The 19,511-nt window shown below is 30.8% G+C and carries 15 protein-coding genes; 1 reads left to right on the forward strand and 14 read right to left on the reverse strand.

What is annotated here, in order from left to right; all coding sequences use genetic code 11:
• Nucleotides 1–45 precede the first annotated feature (45 nt).
• The 14 genes from LL038_RS11650 to LL038_RS11715 all read right to left on the reverse strand — a co-directional run bounded on the left by LL038_RS11650 (nt 46) and on the right by LL038_RS11715 (nt 18,030).
• Nucleotides 46–1,533 carry a UxaA family hydrolase gene (locus tag LL038_RS11650; RefSeq protein WP_216120427.1) on the reverse strand — a complete coding sequence of 496 codons (1,488 nt, stop codon included), beginning with the start codon at nt 1,531–1,533 and terminating at the stop codon, nt 46–48.
• A 118-nt stretch (nt 1,534–1,651) separates the two neighbouring features.
• The gene (locus LL038_RS11655; RefSeq protein WP_216120425.1) at nt 1,652–3,100 is read right to left on the reverse strand and encodes a tagaturonate reductase; all 1,449 of its coding nucleotides are present in this window, start codon (nt 3,098–3,100) and stop codon (nt 1,652–1,654) included.
• A 12-nt stretch (nt 3,101–3,112) separates the two neighbouring features.
• Nucleotides 3,113–4,060 (reverse strand): sugar kinase, encoded by a 948-nt coding sequence (locus LL038_RS11660; protein ID WP_216120423.1) that lies wholly within the window; start codon nt 4,058–4,060, stop codon nt 3,113–3,115.
• Nucleotides 4,061–4,062: 2 nt separating this feature from the next.
• Nucleotides 4,063–5,085, reverse strand: a complete 1,023-nt coding sequence (locus tag LL038_RS11665) for a sugar kinase (RefSeq protein WP_216120420.1) — start codon at nt 5,083–5,085, stop codon at nt 4,063–4,065.
• Nucleotides 5,086–5,192: 107 nt separating this feature from the next.
• Nucleotides 5,193–5,837, reverse strand: coding sequence for a bifunctional 4-hydroxy-2-oxoglutarate aldolase/2-dehydro-3-deoxy-phosphogluconate aldolase (locus LL038_RS11670; protein WP_216120418.1), 645 nt, complete (start codon nt 5,835–5,837; stop codon nt 5,193–5,195).
• A 177-nt stretch (nt 5,838–6,014) separates the two neighbouring features.
• Nucleotides 6,015–7,631 carry a mannitol dehydrogenase family protein gene (locus LL038_RS11675; protein WP_216120416.1) on the reverse strand — a complete coding sequence of 539 codons (1,617 nt, stop codon included), beginning with the start codon at nt 7,629–7,631 and terminating at the stop codon, nt 6,015–6,017.
• 84 nt (nt 7,632–7,715) lie between these two features.
• The gene (locus LL038_RS11680) at nt 7,716–8,717 is read right to left on the reverse strand and encodes a LacI family DNA-binding transcriptional regulator (RefSeq protein ID WP_216120414.1); all 1,002 of its coding nucleotides are present in this window, start codon (nt 8,715–8,717) and stop codon (nt 7,716–7,718) included.
• A gap of 206 nt (nt 8,718–8,923) precedes the next feature.
• A complete protein-coding gene (uxaC, locus tag LL038_RS11685) occupies nt 8,924–10,330 on the reverse strand; it encodes a glucuronate isomerase (RefSeq protein WP_216120412.1) in 1,407 nt (468 codons plus the stop codon).
• A gap of 273 nt (nt 10,331–10,603) precedes the next feature.
• On the reverse strand, nt 10,604–11,179 hold the full coding sequence (locus tag LL038_RS11690) for a rhomboid family intramembrane serine protease (protein WP_216120409.1): 576 nt from the start codon (nt 11,177–11,179) through the stop codon (nt 10,604–10,606).
• 152 nt (nt 11,180–11,331) lie between these two features.
• Complete coding sequence (add, locus tag LL038_RS11695) at nt 11,332–12,324, reverse strand: adenosine deaminase (RefSeq protein WP_216120407.1); 993 nt, start codon at nt 12,322–12,324, stop codon at nt 11,332–11,334.
• Nucleotides 12,325–12,345: 21 nt separating this feature from the next.
• Nucleotides 12,346–13,356, reverse strand: coding sequence for a CPBP family intramembrane glutamic endopeptidase (locus LL038_RS11700; protein WP_216120405.1), 1,011 nt, complete (start codon nt 13,354–13,356; stop codon nt 12,346–12,348).
• A 196-nt stretch (nt 13,357–13,552) separates the two neighbouring features.
• The gene (locus LL038_RS11705) at nt 13,553–14,923 is read right to left on the reverse strand and encodes a SpoVR family protein (protein WP_216120555.1); all 1,371 of its coding nucleotides are present in this window, start codon (nt 14,921–14,923) and stop codon (nt 13,553–13,555) included.
• A gap of 7 nt (nt 14,924–14,930) precedes the next feature.
• On the reverse strand, nt 14,931–16,103 hold the full coding sequence (gene yhbH / locus LL038_RS11710; protein ID WP_216120403.1) for a sporulation protein YhbH: 1,173 nt from the start codon (nt 16,101–16,103) through the stop codon (nt 14,931–14,933).
• Nucleotides 16,104–16,107: 4 nt separating this feature from the next.
• Nucleotides 16,108–18,030: a PrkA family serine protein kinase gene (locus LL038_RS11715; protein WP_216120401.1), complete on the reverse strand. Its 1,923-nt coding sequence runs from the start codon at nt 18,028–18,030 to the stop codon at nt 16,108–16,110.
• Between the two features lie 173 nt (nt 18,031–18,203).
• Here LL038_RS11715 and LL038_RS11720 point away from each other — a divergent pair, with 173 nt between their 5' ends.
• Nucleotides 18,204–19,421 (forward strand): alanyl-tRNA editing protein, encoded by a 1,218-nt coding sequence (locus LL038_RS11720; protein ID WP_216120399.1) that lies wholly within the window; start codon nt 18,204–18,206, stop codon nt 19,419–19,421.
• The last annotated feature ends 90 nt before the right edge of the window (nt 19,422–19,511 follow it).

Raw genomic sequence — 19,511 nt, forward strand, 5'->3', positions numbered from 1 at the left:
ATTGTCGTCATAATATCAGGCGACAACAACGGTAATTATGGAGACTTATAATGTAACTCCACTCTTAAAAATAGCGAGTTCTCTAAAATTATTCTTTTCATTGTTTACGAGTTCTCCACTAGCTACTTTAATTATATATACTATAAATTCTTCATTCAAAGCATCTAAAGTCATATTTTGAGTTAGACTTCCAGCATTAAAATCAATCCAATGAGGTTTTAATTCAAATATTTGAGTATTTGTTGAAATCTTCATTGTAGGTACAAAACTTCCAAATGGAGTTCCTCTGCCTGTTGTGAAGAGGACCATTTGACAACCAGCTGATGCTAGGGCAGAAACTGCCACTAAATCATTACCTGGAGCACTTAATAAATTAAGTCCTTTTTCTTTTAACGTCTCTCCATATTTAAGCACATCTACCACGGTAGCAGTACCTGCTTTTTGTGTACAACCTAAAGACTTATCTTCAAGGGTAGTTATTCCTCCCGCTTTATTTCCTGGTGAAGGATTCTCATATACCGGTTGATCATACTTCATAAAATATTCTTTAAAATCATTAATTAAATGAACAGTTTTATTAAATACCTCTTCATTTTTTGCTCTAGCCATTAAAAGAGTTTCCGCTCCAAACATTTCAGGCACTTCTGTAAGAACTGTAGTTCCACCTTGAGCTACAAGGAAATCCGAAAATTTTCCTACAAGAGGGTTACCAGTTATACCTGAAAATCCATCAGAACCTCCACATTTTAAACCTATTTTAAGTTCTGATAAACTACAGACTTCGCGCTTATCTGTCCTCATATTTTCATAAAGTTCTACAAGCAGATTAGCTCCTTCTTGTATTTCATCAGAAACTTCTTGAGAAATTAAAAACTTTACTCTTTTTTCATTAAACTCGCCCAAAGATTTTTTAAAATCTACCATAGTATTATTTTCGCATCCAAGTCCTAATACTAAAACTCCACCATTATTGGGATGTTTAACTGCATCACCAAGTATTGTTCTTGTACTTATATGATCCTCACCAAGTTGTGAGCAACCATAATTATGTTTTAATACTAAAACGTTATCTATAGATAAATTACCTACCATTTCTTTAAACCTATCGATAATTCTATCAGCTATACCATTTACACAACCAACAGTTGGAACTATCCAAAGCTCATTTCTAATGCCTACATTCCCATTTTCTCTTTTATAGCCATTAAAAGTCAAATTTCTATTTTTATAACTATTTTCTATAAGCTTTTGGTTAAAGGTATATTCCTTTATTCCATCTAGGTTTGTTTTTATATTATGAGTATGAACCCATTCTCCCTTAAAAACATCAACAATTGAATGCCCTATAGGAAATCCATATTTTATAATATTTCCACCCAAACTAATATCCGCAGTAGCTATCTTATGTCCTCTTTTAACGTCTTCTTTTAATGTTACTTCTTTATTGCCTATGGATATAACTTCACCTTTTGATAAATCTTTTAGCACAACTACTATATTATCATTTTCATTTATCCGTATTACATTTTTCATAAGCATTTCCTCACTTTCATAATATATCATCTTCGTAGCTATAATATTAACGGCTTTAGATGGAGATAGTATTTATCCCCCACTAATTAAAGTAGGGGATTTTATTTTCTAAATGTTATTAAAGAACTTCTTTAATAGCTTCTTTAATTCCATTTTTTTCAATGTTTAATAAATTATGTGTTACTGCTTCTGTTAAGCCTTTAACTTCATTTAAGTCCATTTTCCAAACTTTCTTGTATGCAAGTATTGTAGTTACAAGCTTTCTTAACCCTACTTCACTTCCATCACATTTATCCCACTGAGTTTTATAAAGTTCTAAAACATCAACATCATCAGATAATTTGATTATTTCTTCTCCTCTTTTGCCTTTATAAAATTCCATAAGTGCAGCTAAAGAAAATACTAATCTTTTTGGTAATTCATTCTTTACTTTTACAAATTGTAATAATGAAGGTAAATCTCTTGTTTCATATTTAGACATTGAATTTAAAGAGATACTCATTAAATAATGTTTAACAAAAGGATTCATAAATCTTTCAAGAACAACTTTTGCATAATATGATAACTCTTCTTTAGGAAGATCTAATGTAGGAATTATTTCTTCATAAATTGTGTCGCGAATAAATTTACCAATTACTTCATGGTCAACAGATTCTGCAACTGTATTTAAACCATAAAGATATGATACTGGTACGAGTGATGTATGTGATCCATTAAGTATTCTTACTTTTCTTGTTCTATATGGGGCCATTGCTTCAACGAACATAACATTAAGGCCTGCTTTACTTGCTGGGAATTCATTTTCAATCCATTTTGGTCCTTCTATAATGAAAAGGTGAAAATGCTCTCCAACAACAACTAAATTATCCACGTATCCAAGTTCCTCTGTTATCTCTTTTATAGTATCTCTTGGATAACCTGGAACTATTCTATCAACAAGTGTTGAACAAAAAGTATTAGCTTCATTTATCCAAAGAGCAAACTCTCCTTCTAAATTCCAAAGTTTAGCATACTTAAGAATTATTTCTTTAAGTTTATCACCATTTCTGTCAATTAGCTCACAAGGAATCATTATTAATCCCTTATCCTTTTGTCCGTTAAAAAATTTAAATCTATTATATAAAAGTGCTGTTAATTTTCCTGGGAAACTTTTTTGAGGTTTGTCTTCTAGCTTATCGTTTTCATCATATGCAATTCCTGCTTCTGTTGTATTTGAGAATACAAATCTTAAATCTTTATTTTCAGCAATCTTCATATATTCATCATGCTGTGTATAAGGATTTAAACCACGGCTTATGCTATTAATTACTGAATGCTCTGCAATTGCTTTACCTTCGTTCATGCCTTGTAAGTATAAAGTATATAGACCATCTTGCTCGTTTAATTTATCTACTAAACCATTTTCAATAGGTTGAACTACTACTACACTACCATTAAATCCTGCTTCTTTATTCATTTTATCAATTTGCCAATCAACAAAAGCTCTTAAAAAATTTCCTTCTCCAAATTGAAGCACTCTTTCAGGATACTGTTTATATTCCTTATATGTCTCTTTATTTAAATTCATTTTTATTCCTCCCTATCTTTCGATCGTTTTAGTCTTTCCAATAAATGCCATAAGTTGTTCATTATTTGGATAACCTTCCATGTCTCCCTTTACTAGGACCGCCATAGCTCCAACTCCATTTGCATGTTCTGCGCATCCTCTTAAATCTAATTTGCTTAACATCCCCGAAAGAAAACCTGCAGCAAATCCATCACCAGCACCAACAGTATCCTGTGGGTTTTCACATCTATATGAATTTACATATAGTTGATTTACTGAATCGGTTACATAACAGCCTTCTTTTCCAAGTTTTACAGCTACAATATTACATCCCATATCCATAAAACCTTGTGCAATATCTTCAGGTTTTGTAAGCCCAAGGAGCATTTCCCCTTCATCAATCCCTGGGAAGATTATATCTGACTGTTTTGCAATTTCGAGTAAAACTGGCACTGCCTCTTCCTGGTTCCATAATTTAAGTCTAATATTAGGGTCAAAAGACACCAAAACATTATTACTTTTTGCAATTTCTATAGCCTTAAATAAAGTTTTTTTGCAACTCTCAGAAAGTGCAGGTGTTATACCCGTAATATGAAGTATTTTTGTATTTTTAATATATGCTGCATCTAATTCCTCAGGCCTCAATGTACTCGCTGCCGACCCTTTTCTATAATAATATACATTAGGATTAGAATGCATAAATCTTTCCTTAAATAATATGCCTGTATTTTTACCAGGCTCAAAAATTACTCTGGACACATCTACGCCTTCGCCTCTTATTGTAGTTTGAATGTATCTTCCGAATTCGTCGTCTCCAAGTTTTGAAAACCAACCAACCTGATGTCCAAGTTTTGCAAGTGCTATTGCAACATTAGACTCAGCACCTGCTATAGATTTATTGAAATTCTGAACATATCTTAATGGCCCCGAAGAATCTGGACCAAATAAGACCATAGACTCTCCAAAAGTAATTACATCCATATTTATCTTTGCACCCTTCCAGAAGCATCACCGTTCATAAGTGTCTCTACTTCATCTTTTGATACAAGATTGAAATCTCCTTCTACAGTATGCTTAAGGCAAGAAGCTGCAACTGCATATTCAAGAGCATCTTGATTTGTTAAACCTGATGTTAAACCATATATAAGACCAGCACCAAATGAATCTCCGCCACCAACTCTATCTACTATATGCATTCTATATTTTTTAGAACTATAGAATTCTTTACCATTATATAACATTGCAGACCAACCATTATCTGAAGCAGAAAAACTTTCACGAAGTGTAATCGCAACATACTTTAAGTTAAATCTATCTGTAAGTTTTCTTGCAACTTCTTTATAACCTTCACCATTGATTGTTCCACCTGTTATATCTGTTCCTTCTGCACTAATTCCAAAGACTTTTTCTGCATCTTCTTCATTTGCTATAACTACATCACAGTACTTAACTATTTCTCCCATTACTTTACCAGCTTTTTCACTGCTCCAAAGTTTTTTTCTAAAATTCAAATCACAACTTACCATAACTCCAGCTTCTTTAGCTGCTTTTACTGCATCTAGTGTTATAGCTGCACATTCATCAGATAAAGCAGGTGTTATTCCTGTAAAATGGAACCATTCTGCGCCATTAAATATCTCTTTCCAATTAAAATCTTCTCTTTTTGCTTCTGCAATAGCTGAATAAGCTCTATCGTAAATTACTTTAGAAGGTCTTTGAGATGCTCCTTTTTCACAATAATAAATACCTACTCTATCTCCACCACGTACTATCATACTAGAACTTACACCATATTTTCTAAGTTCATTTACTGCTGCTTGACCTATTTCATGTTTTGGTAGTTTTGTTACAAAGTATGCATCCTTACCATAGTTTGCAAGTGAAACAGCAACATTTGCTTCTCCGCCACCATAAACTGCTCCAAATTCTTTTGCTTGTGCAAATCTTTCAAAACCAGCTGGTGCAAGTCTAAGCATTATTTCACCGAATGTTATAAATTTTCCCATATTATTGCCTCCTATAAATTCATGGCACACCCTAGGTATGCCATGTAGTTAATATCTTATTTATTTTTTATATATATTTTGTTTATTCATATGTAACCTAATTGTTTCTACGCTCTTGCTTTTTTAACTGCTTCAACAAATTTAGCAGCAGTTTCAGTTACTAATTTGTAATCTCCTGTTTTAGCTCCACGAGTTAAATCTCCACCAGTTCCTACTGCTACTGCTCCTGCTTTTATCCAATCTTTAACATTATCAAGTGATACTCCACCTGTTGGCATAAAGTTAGCTTGTGGTAATGGTCCCTTTAAAGAACTTATTATTTGTGGTCCAAAAACATTTCCTGGGAATACTTTTACTATTTCAACTCCAAGTTCTAGTGCTTCGATAGCTTCTTTTACTGTCATAATTCCTGGCATAACAGCAATTCTATATCTATTACACAATTTTATAGTTTCTGGATTTAAGCTTGGGCTTACTATATATTTTGCTCCAGCTAAAATACATGCTCTTGCAGTCTCAGGATCTAGTACTGTTCCTGCTCCAATAAGTACTTCTGCATTATCTTTATATATTTCAGTTAATTCTTTTATTACGTCTATTGCACCTGGTACTGTCATTGTAACTTCAATTGCATTAATTCCGCCTTTTGTAACAGCATCTACAATTTTTACGCCTTCTTCTTTAGAGTTTGCTCTAATAACTGCCACGATTCCATATTCTGTTAATTTTTGTACTATTTTTATTCTTTCCATAATTTACACCTCTTATTTTATATTTTGAATATACTATCTCACCATATTATAACATACCTCAAGCAATTTTTCTTAAAAATTCCAATATTCTTTAAATAAATCTATCTTATTTGGATTTATTTCAGCTCACTTTGGAGCTTCCCACTTTTAAACCCACTATAACTCATACTTTATATTCTATATTTTAGAGTTACAGTATTTTTTTAATGTAAGACGAACAGCACCTTTACCATTACTCAATTCTTTAAAGTAATCTTCAATTTTTGCTCCTAGTCCTATTTCATATAAATTAACACCAAAAATTGATTCATTAGATAAAATCAAAGTTAGATACTTATGAACATTTTTAGTTTCACCCATTTTAATGTTTTTTATTATATTTGTTAATGATTTTAGCATGGGATCTGGACTTAATTCAAAACCATTTCCTGCGTCATCTATAGCCATTAGATAACGACACCATCCTGCTATAGCAAGTGGTATAAATGTTAGATTTTTAACATCTAAATCAGGATTATTAATATAAGCCTTAATGGTCTCACCAAACCGTATACCCAATTTTTGTGAAGTATCACAAACAATTCTTTGTGGCGTATCTGGCATAAATGGATTTGGAAGCCGTACCTTCATCACCTCATCTATAAAGTCTTTAGGAGACATAATACCCGGGTCCACAACAACCGGTAATCCTTCCACGTATCCTATATTCTCTATTAATGTTACAAGTTCATTATCTTTCATCTCATCTGATATTTTATTATAAGATAATAAACATCCATAAATAGCAAGCGCCGTATGGAGAGGATTTAAGCAAGTACAAACTTTCATTTTTTCTACTTTATCAACAGTTTCTTTATCTGCATAGATAACACCAGCTTTATCAAGTGGAAGACGACCATTTTTAAAATTATCTTCGATAACTAAATATTGTGGCTGCTCTGCATTAACAAATGGCGCTATATATGTATTTTTCGAAGTCATAATTACTTCTGTATCCTCAATCCCAATCTCACTCAACATTTTTATAACTGACTCTGCAGGTCTTGGGGTTATTTTATCTATCATGCTCCAAGGATAAGATAAATTCTGTGTTACATAAGTTAAAAATTCAGATTCTACCATCTTATTTTCTGTCCAGCGTTTTGCAAATGTAGTTATAGCATTTTCAAGTTTTGTACCATTATGCGAACAATTATCCATGCTCGCTAATGTCAATGGCAATCCTCCATTTTTAAATCTTTCGTAACATAATGCTGTAAGCTTTCCAATATAACTCGTAGCTTTTGTGGGTTCATTTTCAAAATCTTTATCAACATCTTTTAAAAATTCGCCATTACCATTTTTCAAGCTATATCCTTTTTCTGTAATTGTAAATGAAACCATTTTTAAGGTCTTAGCTCTAAATATTTCTTTTAATCTATTAAAATCGTGTAAATTGTTTCTATCTACACATAATGATTCTGCAATACTTGCAATTACTTTTTTTTCTAATGTTCCATCAGCTTTTAAAGTTACTAAAATACTTAGATTCTCGAATTTTTTATAACTTTTTTCAATTATTTCATAATCATATCCTTCAGCAACTATTATGCCGGTATTTAATATACCTTTATTTAATAATTCTTGACAAATGACAGCCGGGAAAGCACGAAATATATTTCCTGCTCCAAAATGTAACCATTCAGGCTTTTCTTTAGTATCTTTTATCATCTTACCTATGTCGTACTTAGGCAATTCAAAAGCATGTTCTTCCCAAAATTCAAAATTCTTTAATTCATTTTGTTCAAGTTTCAATTTGTTACCTCCTCATATCTACTAAATCATTTTAGAGTAACATTTGTTTATGATAATTAAATTCAATTGCAGCTTAAAGGAGTATTATGTTAATTTAGCAACAGAATCCCTTTTAATAAGCTCTGTACTAATGTATATTTTTTCGCCATCGTCAGTATTATTTTCTATAATAGATAAAAGTTTTTCTGCACCTCTCTTACTTATTTCAATAATAGGTCTTCTAACAGTAGTTAGCGCTGGTGTTAAATAATCACCCAGCTGCATTCCATCAAACCCCATAATTGAAATATCATTTGGAACATTAAGGCCTGCCTCAGCTGTAGCCTTCATTGCCCCAATTGCCATTTCATCATTTGAGCAAAATACCGCTGTTGGAATTTCACTTAAACAGAGTAACTTTTTCATGGCCGTATATCCACTTCCAATAGTATAATTTCCTTCAACTATATATTTGCTATTTATTTGTATTTTATTTTCAATTAATGCATCTAAAAATCCATTTTTTCTTTCTGTAGTAGAATTAAATCCCTTTTTACCTTCAATTATAGCTATATCTTTATGTCCATTTTGTATTAGATAGTTTACAGCTTCATATACACCTTTTTTGTCTGATGATAATATATTCACTATAGAACTTTCATCTATATACCTGTTAAGCACTACCAATGGTATTTTTTTCTCCATTAAATAGTATATAAAAGAATTATCGCTATTACTTTGACTCATAAGTATTATACCGTCAAATCTTTTGCGGTTAACAGAAGTAAAATCTTTATAATCATCAATTCCTCTAACGACTATATTATAACTTTCTTTTATAGCACTATTAACACCACTTATAGTTTCATAAAAGAACCTTGATGAAGTTGCTTCACTAATAGTTGTAAAAATAAGTCCTATGTTATAAGATCTATTTAAAACCAAACTTTTAGCGCTATAATTTGGCACATAATTAAGTTCTTTTGCTATTGTCATTATTTTAGCCTTAGTCAGGTCACTTATAAAAGGACTGTTATTTAACGCTCTCGAAACAGTAGTATGTGAAACATTGGCAATTTTAGCTATGTCTTTTATTGTAACTTCCATTATTAACACCCCTATGCACCTATATATACTTATAAAAAGAATATAGGAAACGATTTAACTCAACATTTATTATTTACTTAATTGTTTATAACGCTTCCCATATTCAAAGTATATAAGTTGCACTAACCTTATGTCAAATATCCCTGTAGTCTTTCTTGTTTGAAAAATAGCTAACAAACAACAATGTTATATTTTAATTATTTACATTAACAATCTATTCCAAAGTATTGTTTTGCATTGTTATAACATATTCCTTGAACAATATTTCCTAAAAGTTCTCTATCATCTGGGAATTCTCCATTTTCAACCCATTCACCAATTAAATTGCATAATATTCTTCTAAAGTATTCATGTCTTGTATAAGATAAGAAACTTCTTGAATCAGTTAACATTCCTACGAAACGGCTTAATAATCCAGTATTAGCAAGCACTTTCATTTGTTCTATCATGCCCTCTTTATTATCTAAGAACCACCAAGCAGCACCAAATTGTATTTTTCCTGGAACTTCAGTTCCTTGGAAGTTTCCAAGCATTGTACTTAAAACATAATTATCTTTCGGATTCAAAGTGTATAATATTGTTTTAGGAAGCGAGTTACTGTTTTCTAATGAATCCAATAATCTTGATAAAGGATAAGCAACTTGCTCATCGTTAATAGAATCAAATCCAGTATCTGGTCCTAGCTGTTTAAGCATTTTTGTATTATTATTTCTTTGCGCTGCAAGATGAAGCTGCATTGTCCATTTAAGCTCAGAATATAATTTACCTAAAAATTGTAGAGTAAATGTTCTGTATTTACTTTCTTCATCAGCACTTGCAGTCTCACCCTTTAATATTTTCGCAAATATGTTAGACACTTCTTCTTTTGAAGCTTCCATATATGTTATGCTATCCATTGCATGATCTGATATTCTACATCCAACTTCATGGAAAAATCTCACTCTTGATTCTAGAGCTTTTAAGAACTCACCATAGTTTTTAATATTTATTTTAGATACTTCTTCAAGTTTCTTTACCCATGGAAGGAAGGCATCTTTATTTATTTGAAGTCCCTTATCAGGCCTAAATGCTGGTAAAACCTTTACAGTAAATTTCGTATCCTCTTTAAGTTTTATATGATACTCTAGTGAATCTATTGGATCATCAGTTGTACATAAAGCTTTAACATTTGACTTTTCAATTAAATCTCTTGCGCCAAATCCTTCTCCATTAAGTAATATATTTACCTTTTCCCAAATAGCTGGAGCAGTCTTTTCGTTTAGGACCTCATGTATTCCAAAATATCTTTGAAGTTCTAAATGTGTCCAGTGATAAAGAGGATTACCTATCGCCATTGGCAATGTTTTAGCCCATGCCATAAATTTTTCAAGATCGCTACCATTTCCAGTAATGTATTTTTCATCTATACCATTACTTCTCATAGCTCTCCATTTATAATGATCTCCATATAGCCAAGCTTCAGTTATATTTTTAAATCTTTTGTTATCATATATTTCTTTTGGACTTAGATGACAATGGTAATCAATAATAGGCATATCTTTTGCATAATCATTATACAAACTTATCGCTGTGTCATTAGATAATAAAAAGTTTTCATCCATAAATTTTTTCATATACTTCACCTTTTCCTTAATTAAATTTTATTTTTTGTTCACGTTAACAATAACGAACCTTCTGACTTCATTATAATCTAATTTTTTTCATAATGCAATAGTGAAATCGTTATCTTTTTTTTAATAACTCTTTGTTATAGTTTAATTTTTAGCTATCTTTAAATATGCTTTGTACCTTTATCTGCTCTAATTAAATTCTTTCCATAAAACATTATTAGATATTATCTATAATTATAGATAATATCTAATAATGTTAATTTTTTTCCTTTATTTTTATACATGTTTTTTATGCTCAATTTTAAATGCAAATAGTGCTCCACATATTCCGCCTATAATATGTGCAAATTGAGATATATTATCCTGAGAAAAAGCTCCTGCAAAAATCTCTCTACCAATGAATACAAAAAACACAATAATTAAAGTTAATGGAATTTTCCCCTTCTGTGCATTTGTAAATGAACTTAAAATAATAAACATATAAACAATACCACTCGCCCCTAGAAGTGCATCATTTGAGAAAATCGTATTTATTAAACCTGTAACTAAAGCTGTTACGAGTATTAATTGTACTAAAACTTTTGAACCATACTTTTCTTCGAGCATTGGTCCTATTATTAGAATTATTATAAAATTACCAGAAAAGTGATCCCAATTAGCATGACCCAATATATAAGAAAATAGTCTTATATATTGCATTGGATCCAGGAAAGAAGTTCTGTAATTTGAAAATATCACTCTATTAAGCATTCCATTTGTTAAATAACTTAATAAATAGCTAGCAAGTGCTAGACCCGTAAAAGTTAATATGACTGGTGAATTATACTGTATTTTCTTTAGTTTCGCAAGCATTTTTCATCCTCCATTTTTCATACTTAAATCATCTCCTTCGGAGATGTGTTAACGACTTCAGAAGGATATTTATATTCCAACTTAAATTTTATTTCTGCTAAGGTAGTTAACTCCCACTTATAGAAATGTGAGATTTCCCTTCTGAAATGCCGTTAAATATAACTTCTTAAGACTTCCTTTGTTTCTAAGTCAACAAAAGCTGCATTTACACTATTAAGGTATATTTGTTTATAATCATTAAAAGTAATGTTAAATTCATTAAATAAAACTTCGCATTCCTTAGTCATGTTTGTGTTTGATACAGTCCTATTGTCAGTGTTTACCGTTACTTTTATTCCATCATTATAAAAATTATAAATTGGGTGGTTACATGCTTCATCAACAGCCTTAGTTTGAATATTACTTGTTAGACATATTTCAAGAGTTATTTTTTTATCTTTTACAATATTGTAAGCCTCAATACAATCTTTAATAAATACTCCATGGCCAATTCTTTCTGCTCCTAAAAGTTCCACTGCTTCCAGCACATTTTTACCTATTCCTGTTTCACCTGCATGGATAGTTACTCTATACCCATATTTTCTAGCTAGTGCCATAGGTTCTATGAACTTTTTGCAAAATCCATCATCTTCAGCTCCACACAAATCTATAGCAACTACTCCTTTAGATATATATTTTGCGCCAGCTTTTACAACTTCAACTGCTTTATCTGCAGACATAAATCTCATGCAACAAAGTATTACATTTCCCTTTATATCATATCTCTCTTCTGCGTCTTTAATTCCAGCTATTACACTCTCTATTACATCACTTATAGTTAATCCCTTATTTACATGAAGTAATGGTGCAAACCTAACTTCAATATATTTTACATTTTCTTTAACACAATCCTCAAGAAGTTCAAATGTAATTCTTCTCAAACTTTCTTTTGATTGCATTACTAAATTAGGAATTACAAATCTTTTTAAATATTCATCGAGGGACTTGCATTCCTCTGGAGCAGTCAATTCTTTTGTGATATTATAAACATCATAATACGGGATTTTTATATCCTCGCTTCTTGCTATGTCAATTATTGTTTCCGGCCTAACACTGCCATCTAAATGACAATGCAAATCAATTTTTGGTAAATCTTTATATTTCATATTATCCCCTTTCTTAATCATCTAATATTTATTTACAACAAGCACTGCCATAGAAACAAAGTATATGGCTAGTGGTATATATTTTGTTAAATTTGAGGCTTTTCCATCTTTTATTTCTCCATATGTTGCCATGTAATTTCCATCTCTTACTACGTATTTTAAAGTATCATTATTTTCTTCTCGCTCTACTCTTTTAGCTCTATTATCAGTATCTTTATACTCTTTAAGTTTTCTTAGGTTTATATATATTATAGCTCCCCCAATTAAAAATGCCATTGTGGCTTGAATCAATACTGCCCTGAATGGAATATTAGCTTCCTGTGCTGATTTTAAAGCGCTACTCTCAATTACATTGTTCATATAATTCATTAATACCTTACTTAAAATAAATGATATTGCGTTATTCGCTGCATGAAGTGTCATGCTGCCAACTATCGATCCTGTATACTCCCTAACCATTAATAAAATAAATCCTAAAAACATAACGTACATAATTTGCATTACATTTCCATGAAAAGCTGCGAATATTGATGTTATTATAAAATATTTTATTTTTTTATTTACCCCATCATAAGCATCTAAAAAAATCCCTCGAAAGAATATTTCCTCGAAAAATGCTGGAACTAAAACTACAACTAGTAATCCGAGTAACATTGTACTACCACTTAATAGATTTGATATTTGAGTACCATCTTTTATTGCAAATGGAAATAACTTAATAGTCATAGCGTTAATACCCATAGCAAAAATATAAGTACCCAACGATACAAATATAGTTAGATAAACTTGTTTTATAGATATTTTCTTTATTACCATTACATTTTTAAACTTTCTTTTAGTAATTATACAGTATAGTAAAGCAACTCCTCCAAAAACTATAACACTAGCACTACCTGAAAGAAGTAATGAAACATTTTCGCTTATAGGACGAACTAATCCAAATAATTTAATCGCCCAAAATGGCACTAGGATAAATAACAATAATGCCAATAGTAATAGGCAATTAGCTAATAATATTTTTTTGTTTTTCATAAGATTCTCCTTAGCTCTATAATTTTCTTAATATTAATACCCTTATCTATAATTTTATTACTCCAATATATATGATATGCCAATCACCAATAATAATCAAATTATAACTAACGAAAATTTCTATCCCATATTAAAATGTAACTTTCAAGTTATATAAAAAAACCGTACCTTTTACAGTACAGTCTACAATTTTAATCTATACTATTTTTATAACTACTTTCTCGTCATCACATATAAGTTTAATTTTATTTCCTACTCGTGTTGTTTTTAATGTTACAGTGTGCCCCCACAGCTCATATATATACCTTAGTGTAGCTTCTGCATAAGTGCTGTTTAATTCTCTACCATCATAAACATGTTCGAGTATTAGTGTTTTGTCCTTTTGAGACATCTCTGTTACTCTAATAATAGGGATCCCGCCTGCTCCACAAGAACTAGCTAAAGTATTTCTAATACTTTTAAAGCCGTTATCGTCAGCAACTTCTTTAACTACATAATTTCCATTGGTAGCCGCATATTCAAATAGATTAAGTTCTTCACATAATTCCTTTGTTAAATACTTTCTTAAAAAGGATTCATCTCTCTCTATTTCTCTAACTTCAAATATTTTATCCATTCCATATCTTTTTAAAATATCTTCAAATATTTTAAAACCTATGAAATATGGATTTATAGTTCCTTGCCCAGGAGCTATAACATCATTATGACGTTTAATAAATTCTAAATGAAGTCCCTCTGATAATTTAAGCTGCTTCAGTAAATTATAATGCCAAAAACTAGCCCATCCTTCATTCATTATTTTTGTTTCTATTTGAGGAATGAAATATGCAGTTTCTTTCCTTACAATTTCGAGTAAACTTTTTTCCCATTCCTCTATATCACCATATTTTATTATAAAATATAAAAGATCTTCCTCTGGTTCTAATGGTATTTTATTTATCTCTGGAAATTCTAATTTTGAATATTTATCTAAATTATCATGAACTTTATTCTTATTTTTATAATCGTCCAAAATTCTTTGCTTTAAAACTTCATCAGTTATTCTCTTTGCCCCAACAACTCTATTCGTCTGAAACTTTATGGCATGGGCCGCATCTAGTATTCTCTCTACCTTTTCATATCCTATACTTGGATCATTTATAAAGCTTCTTACCGTATCTGCATGAAACTTAAACATTTCAACAGTAGATGCAGCTCTGGTTCCCTCCTTAAAAAGCCTATTATTTTTAAAGAAATCATTATGTCCATAAACATGAGCTATAGTTAATATCTGAAGCAATAGTGTGTTTTCCTTCATTAAGTATGCAATGCAAGGATCAGAATTTATGACCATCTCATATGGTAATCCGCTCAAATTATATTTATATGTTGTACTATTTTTTTCATATGATTTACCAAAGCTCCAATGTGGATAACTTGAAGGCATCCCAAAATAAGATTCGTAAGCTAACATATCTTTATACCCAATAATTTCGAATTCTTGAGGATAATAATTAAGCCTTGTTTGTTTTACTATATCCTCAATTTTTTCATTCCAGTCTTCTAAATCTTTTAAGGTATAGTCCAAACCCATATCACCTCACCCCATCTTTTTTTAACATATATTTAAGCCCTTGCCATAAATCCTGTTTTTGCTTTATTTCGATTGTTAGAAAATTTTCATTAGTTACCGCCTTTGAAAATACATCTTTCATAGAAGCAGAATAATAACTATTCATAAGCTCCGCATAACCAAACAAGTTGCTTACCTCACAAATATTTTTTGCAGCCTTTATAGCTTTTTCATTGTCTTCTGCCCAATTATCTCCATCACTTACGTAGAAAACATACACATTCCAATTATCTGGATTATATCTTTTATCAATTATTTCTAAAGCTTTATTTAGTCCACTAGAAATATACGTACCTCCTGATTCAACTTTATGAAAGAAATCAACTTCATTTACTTCCTGTGCAACAGTTGTATGTGCAATAAAACTAACCTCTACATTTGAGTATTTTGATTGAATAAATTGAGATAAAATAAAGAAGAATGAACGCGCTAAATACTTTTTTGTAGTATCCATTGATCCCGATACATCCATTACACATAAAATAACTGCATTTGATTCCCTCTTTAAAACTTTTTTAACTCTATGATATCTTAAATCTTCATTTTTAAATGGCAACCTTTCAATTTCATCGCCCTTAGATTCTTCCATTAAAGCTTTATTTTTCGCCTGCTGCCTTTTAATCTTTTCGGCTACTGTTCTTTTTTTAGCAAGACGTGGATTAATACCATGTTTTTGATAACCCGCTCTTTTTATACCATTCTCTGTTAGAACTTCTGAAAATTTCTTCTTATCCATTTCAGGAAGTTCTAAATCCTCTAAGAGATAATTCAGAGCATCTTCAAGGGTTATCTCAGTTTCATAGATATCTTCCCCTTCTTTGTCACCTGCTTTACCTCCTCCTTTTCCTTCCCCCTGTGCTTTTTCTTTTCCTATTACTTGATCTCTTTTTTCCGTGCCGTCACCGCTTGCAACTCCCCCCTTATTTTTACCAAAAATAAATTCATATTCTTTCAATCCTTTTATTGGTATCTTAATTTTTTTATCCTTACTTTGCCCAATAATACTCTCCTCTGACAATATATCTCCCAGATTTTCTTTAATAGATTTTTCAACAAGCTGACGATGCCTTCTTCTGTCCTCCGAAGCTCTATCGTGCTCTATGGGAGTTACATTATAGTCTCTAAATATTGCCATGATTCTAGTCCTTCCATAAATTATTAGCAGCATATTTTAGTATTACATCACAACAATGATCACAATACCCATTAGCCTTCATTTGCTCAACCATTACATTATATTTTTCATCTTGATCTTTATCGCGAACTCTAGACCTAGTTATAATCCTTGATAATTCTTTTACTGAACTTGTTAGCTTCTTTTCTATTGCTTCCTTCAAAGGCTCATAAGACTCATATTTAATTTTCCCACCATTCCTAACTACATAAAACATATATGAAGTTACATCACTTCTAAAACCCTTAGATGAGCTCACAGATATTCCAATTTGTTCTTCTATTGACCTCATAAATGATTCATCAGCCTTAAGTTCCTCACCAGTAGCTTTATCCTTTAATTTCGCCTTATTAACAAAAGCTTCTGCATTATCTATATAGTTATCAAATAAACTTTCGGCTTGTTCCTTGTAGCTGTGTATAAAAGCCTTAGTTACTTCTTTCTCCAATATTTTGTTGTATTCCTTTCTAATACTATCTTGAATAAAGCCCATATACTTCTTCTTCTCATCTTCAGCTATATCCATTTCCCTAACAGACTTAATTATACTTTCCATAATGCTTAGCGGATTTATACAATCCGAATCTGAATCCGAAATAGCATTATCAATAGCCTTTACTATAAATCTTGTAGAAATTCCATGCATACCCTCGTCAAGTCCAGCTTCTTCTCTTAATTCACTAATATCTATTTTCTGAGTAGTTCCATTTTCTACTATTTCTTCACCATTATATATCTTAAGCTTTGTTATAGGATCTACCTTATTTGATGGTTTAAACCTTGAGAGCAATGCGAACATTGCAGCAATTTCAATAGTATGTGGTGCTATATGAGGTTTAAAATTACTCTTTTTAAGTATCTTATCGTATATTTTAATTTCTTCATTTAGTTCAAGGCAATAAGGAACCTCCACCTTCACAATTCTATCTAAAATGGCTTCATTTGTATGATCAGACTTAAATCTATTCCATTCTGCTTCATTAGAATGGGCAATAATTATACCATCGAAATAAATCATAGACCCCTTTCCTGGTGATGGTATTGATTTTTCTTGAGTCGCGGTTATTATTGTATGAAGATATTCAACATCATTTTTGAATACTTCTATAAATTCAACCATCCCTCTATTACCAACATTAAATGCTCCATTAAGAGAAAAAACCCTTGGGTCATCCTCTGAATATATATCCATTTTGGATATATCAACTGATCCTGTTAAAATCGAAGTATCTTGATTATTTGGATCAACCGGTGGGACAACACCTATACCCTTTCTTGATCTTACTGAAAATGATGTAGTGGTAACAGGGAACTTTTCATATTCTCCATTGTATTCATTAATTAATTTATATTTGCATGCTGGGCAAAGATCCCCTTCAATTTTCACATTGAGCATTTCTCCAATTTTGCCTCGTAAATGTTTTGGTACTAAATGAAGTGGCTCTTCATTCATAGGGCATCCCTTTAAAACATATACTGGATCCGTATTTTCAAAAGCATTCTTTAAAGCTTCCACAAGTGATGACTTTCCAGCCCCTACTGGTCCCGCTAAATACAATACTTGCCTAGATTCCTCTCCCTTCATAGATGCAGAATAAAAGTAACTAACCAGTTTCATTAATACTTTATCAATTCCAAAAAAGTCATCTTTAAAAAATCCATATCTTTTTATAACATCGTTACCATATATTTTTCTTATTCTTGGATTTTCTTCAGGTTTTAAGGTTTCATATCCACCTTTTATTATTGTGTCATACATCCTCTTATGCGATAATTTAGCCTTATCAGGATCTGCTTTAATAATATCTAAATATTCTAAAAAGGTTCCTTCAAATTTATCTTTGACCTTGTTTCCTCTATCATTTTCTATTATGTTTTTAAAATCCATTTAATACCCCCTAATATAAAATTATTTTTAATAATATTAAATATATGCAAGAGCCTCCCCCTAAAATGATTAAAAATAAAAAACTTATGAAAATTTAAAGATATAACCATATTTTTTTTATGTTACAATATAGATTAAAGCTCCACATAACTGACAAAAGGAGATGTTTAAGTTTGGAAAAGTTGTACTATGAAGATCAATATAAAACAGAATTTACAGCTGAAATAGTAGATATAATAAAAAAAGAAAACAAATATCATGTTGAATTAAATGGAACATATTTTCACCCAAAAGGTACTGGCCAGCCAAGCGATACAGGACATATAAATGGTTCTTTAGTTATAAGCGTATACGAAGAAAACAATAAAATATATCATGTATTAGAAGTGAAACCTTTGAAAATTCATAAGGTTAAATGTAGGATCAACTTTGATTTACGCTATGATTATATGCAGCAACATTTAGGTCAGCATATACTGTCAGCCTGTATTTCTAATTTATTTAATCTAACTACTATTGGTTTTCACCTTGGTTTAACCTCTTCAACCATTGCCCTTGATAAAGCTATCGGTCTCGATGAACTTAGAGCTTGTGAGAAAAAGGCTAACGATATAGTTTTTGAAAATATTAAAGTAGAAGTTCTCTATTTAACAAACCCAGAACTAAAAAAATTATCACTAAAAAAAATTCCAGTGAAATCCGGTGAAAAAGTTAGAATTATAAAAATCGGTGATATTGATGTAAATCCATCGCAAGATTTATATCCAAATTCTACTATAGAAGTCCAAATAATTAAAATTATTAAATTTGAAAAATATAAAGCTGGCATAAGGATTGAATTTATATGTGGACAAAGAGCGGTTTCTGATTATATTTTAAAATTTGAAGCCATTGAGAAAATGTCTAAACTCTTATCCTGCAATAATGACACGGTTATATCTAAAGTTGAGACTCTTACAGGTGAGCTTAATAAGGCACTTACTACGAGTAGAGTACTAAGTGCAACAGTTGCTACATATGAAGTTCAAAACATGTTAAAAGAAGCTGAAAAAATAGATGATGTTAGGATACTTAAATTCATTTATGATAAAATGGACCTAAAATATGCTACCATGTTAGCAACAAAATTAGTAACCTCGCCAAAAGTTATAGTTTTATTTGGGGTAAAACTTCAAGATAAAGCAAACCTCTTGTTCATGTGTTCGAAAGATTTAAAAATCATAAGAATGGATTCCCTTTTAAAAGATGCTATAACTCTTATAGATGGTAAGGGTGGTGGAAGTGAATTTTCTGCACAAGGCGGTGGAAAAAACAATAATAATTTAGATTCTACGCTTGATTATGCCTTAAGTAAAATTAAAGAAAATATAATTTCTAGTTCAAAAAATTAAATATTAATTTGTTTTGTGAGTAGATTATTTAGAGTTAGTCCTTGATAATAAAATCTCTAACTCCATATAATCCTTCAATTTAAGTTTTAC

This window comes from Clostridium estertheticum (genome assembly GCF_026650985.1).
In the GTDB taxonomy this organism is placed as follows: domain Bacteria; phylum Bacillota; class Clostridia; order Clostridiales; family Clostridiaceae; genus Clostridium_AD; species Clostridium_AD estertheticum_C.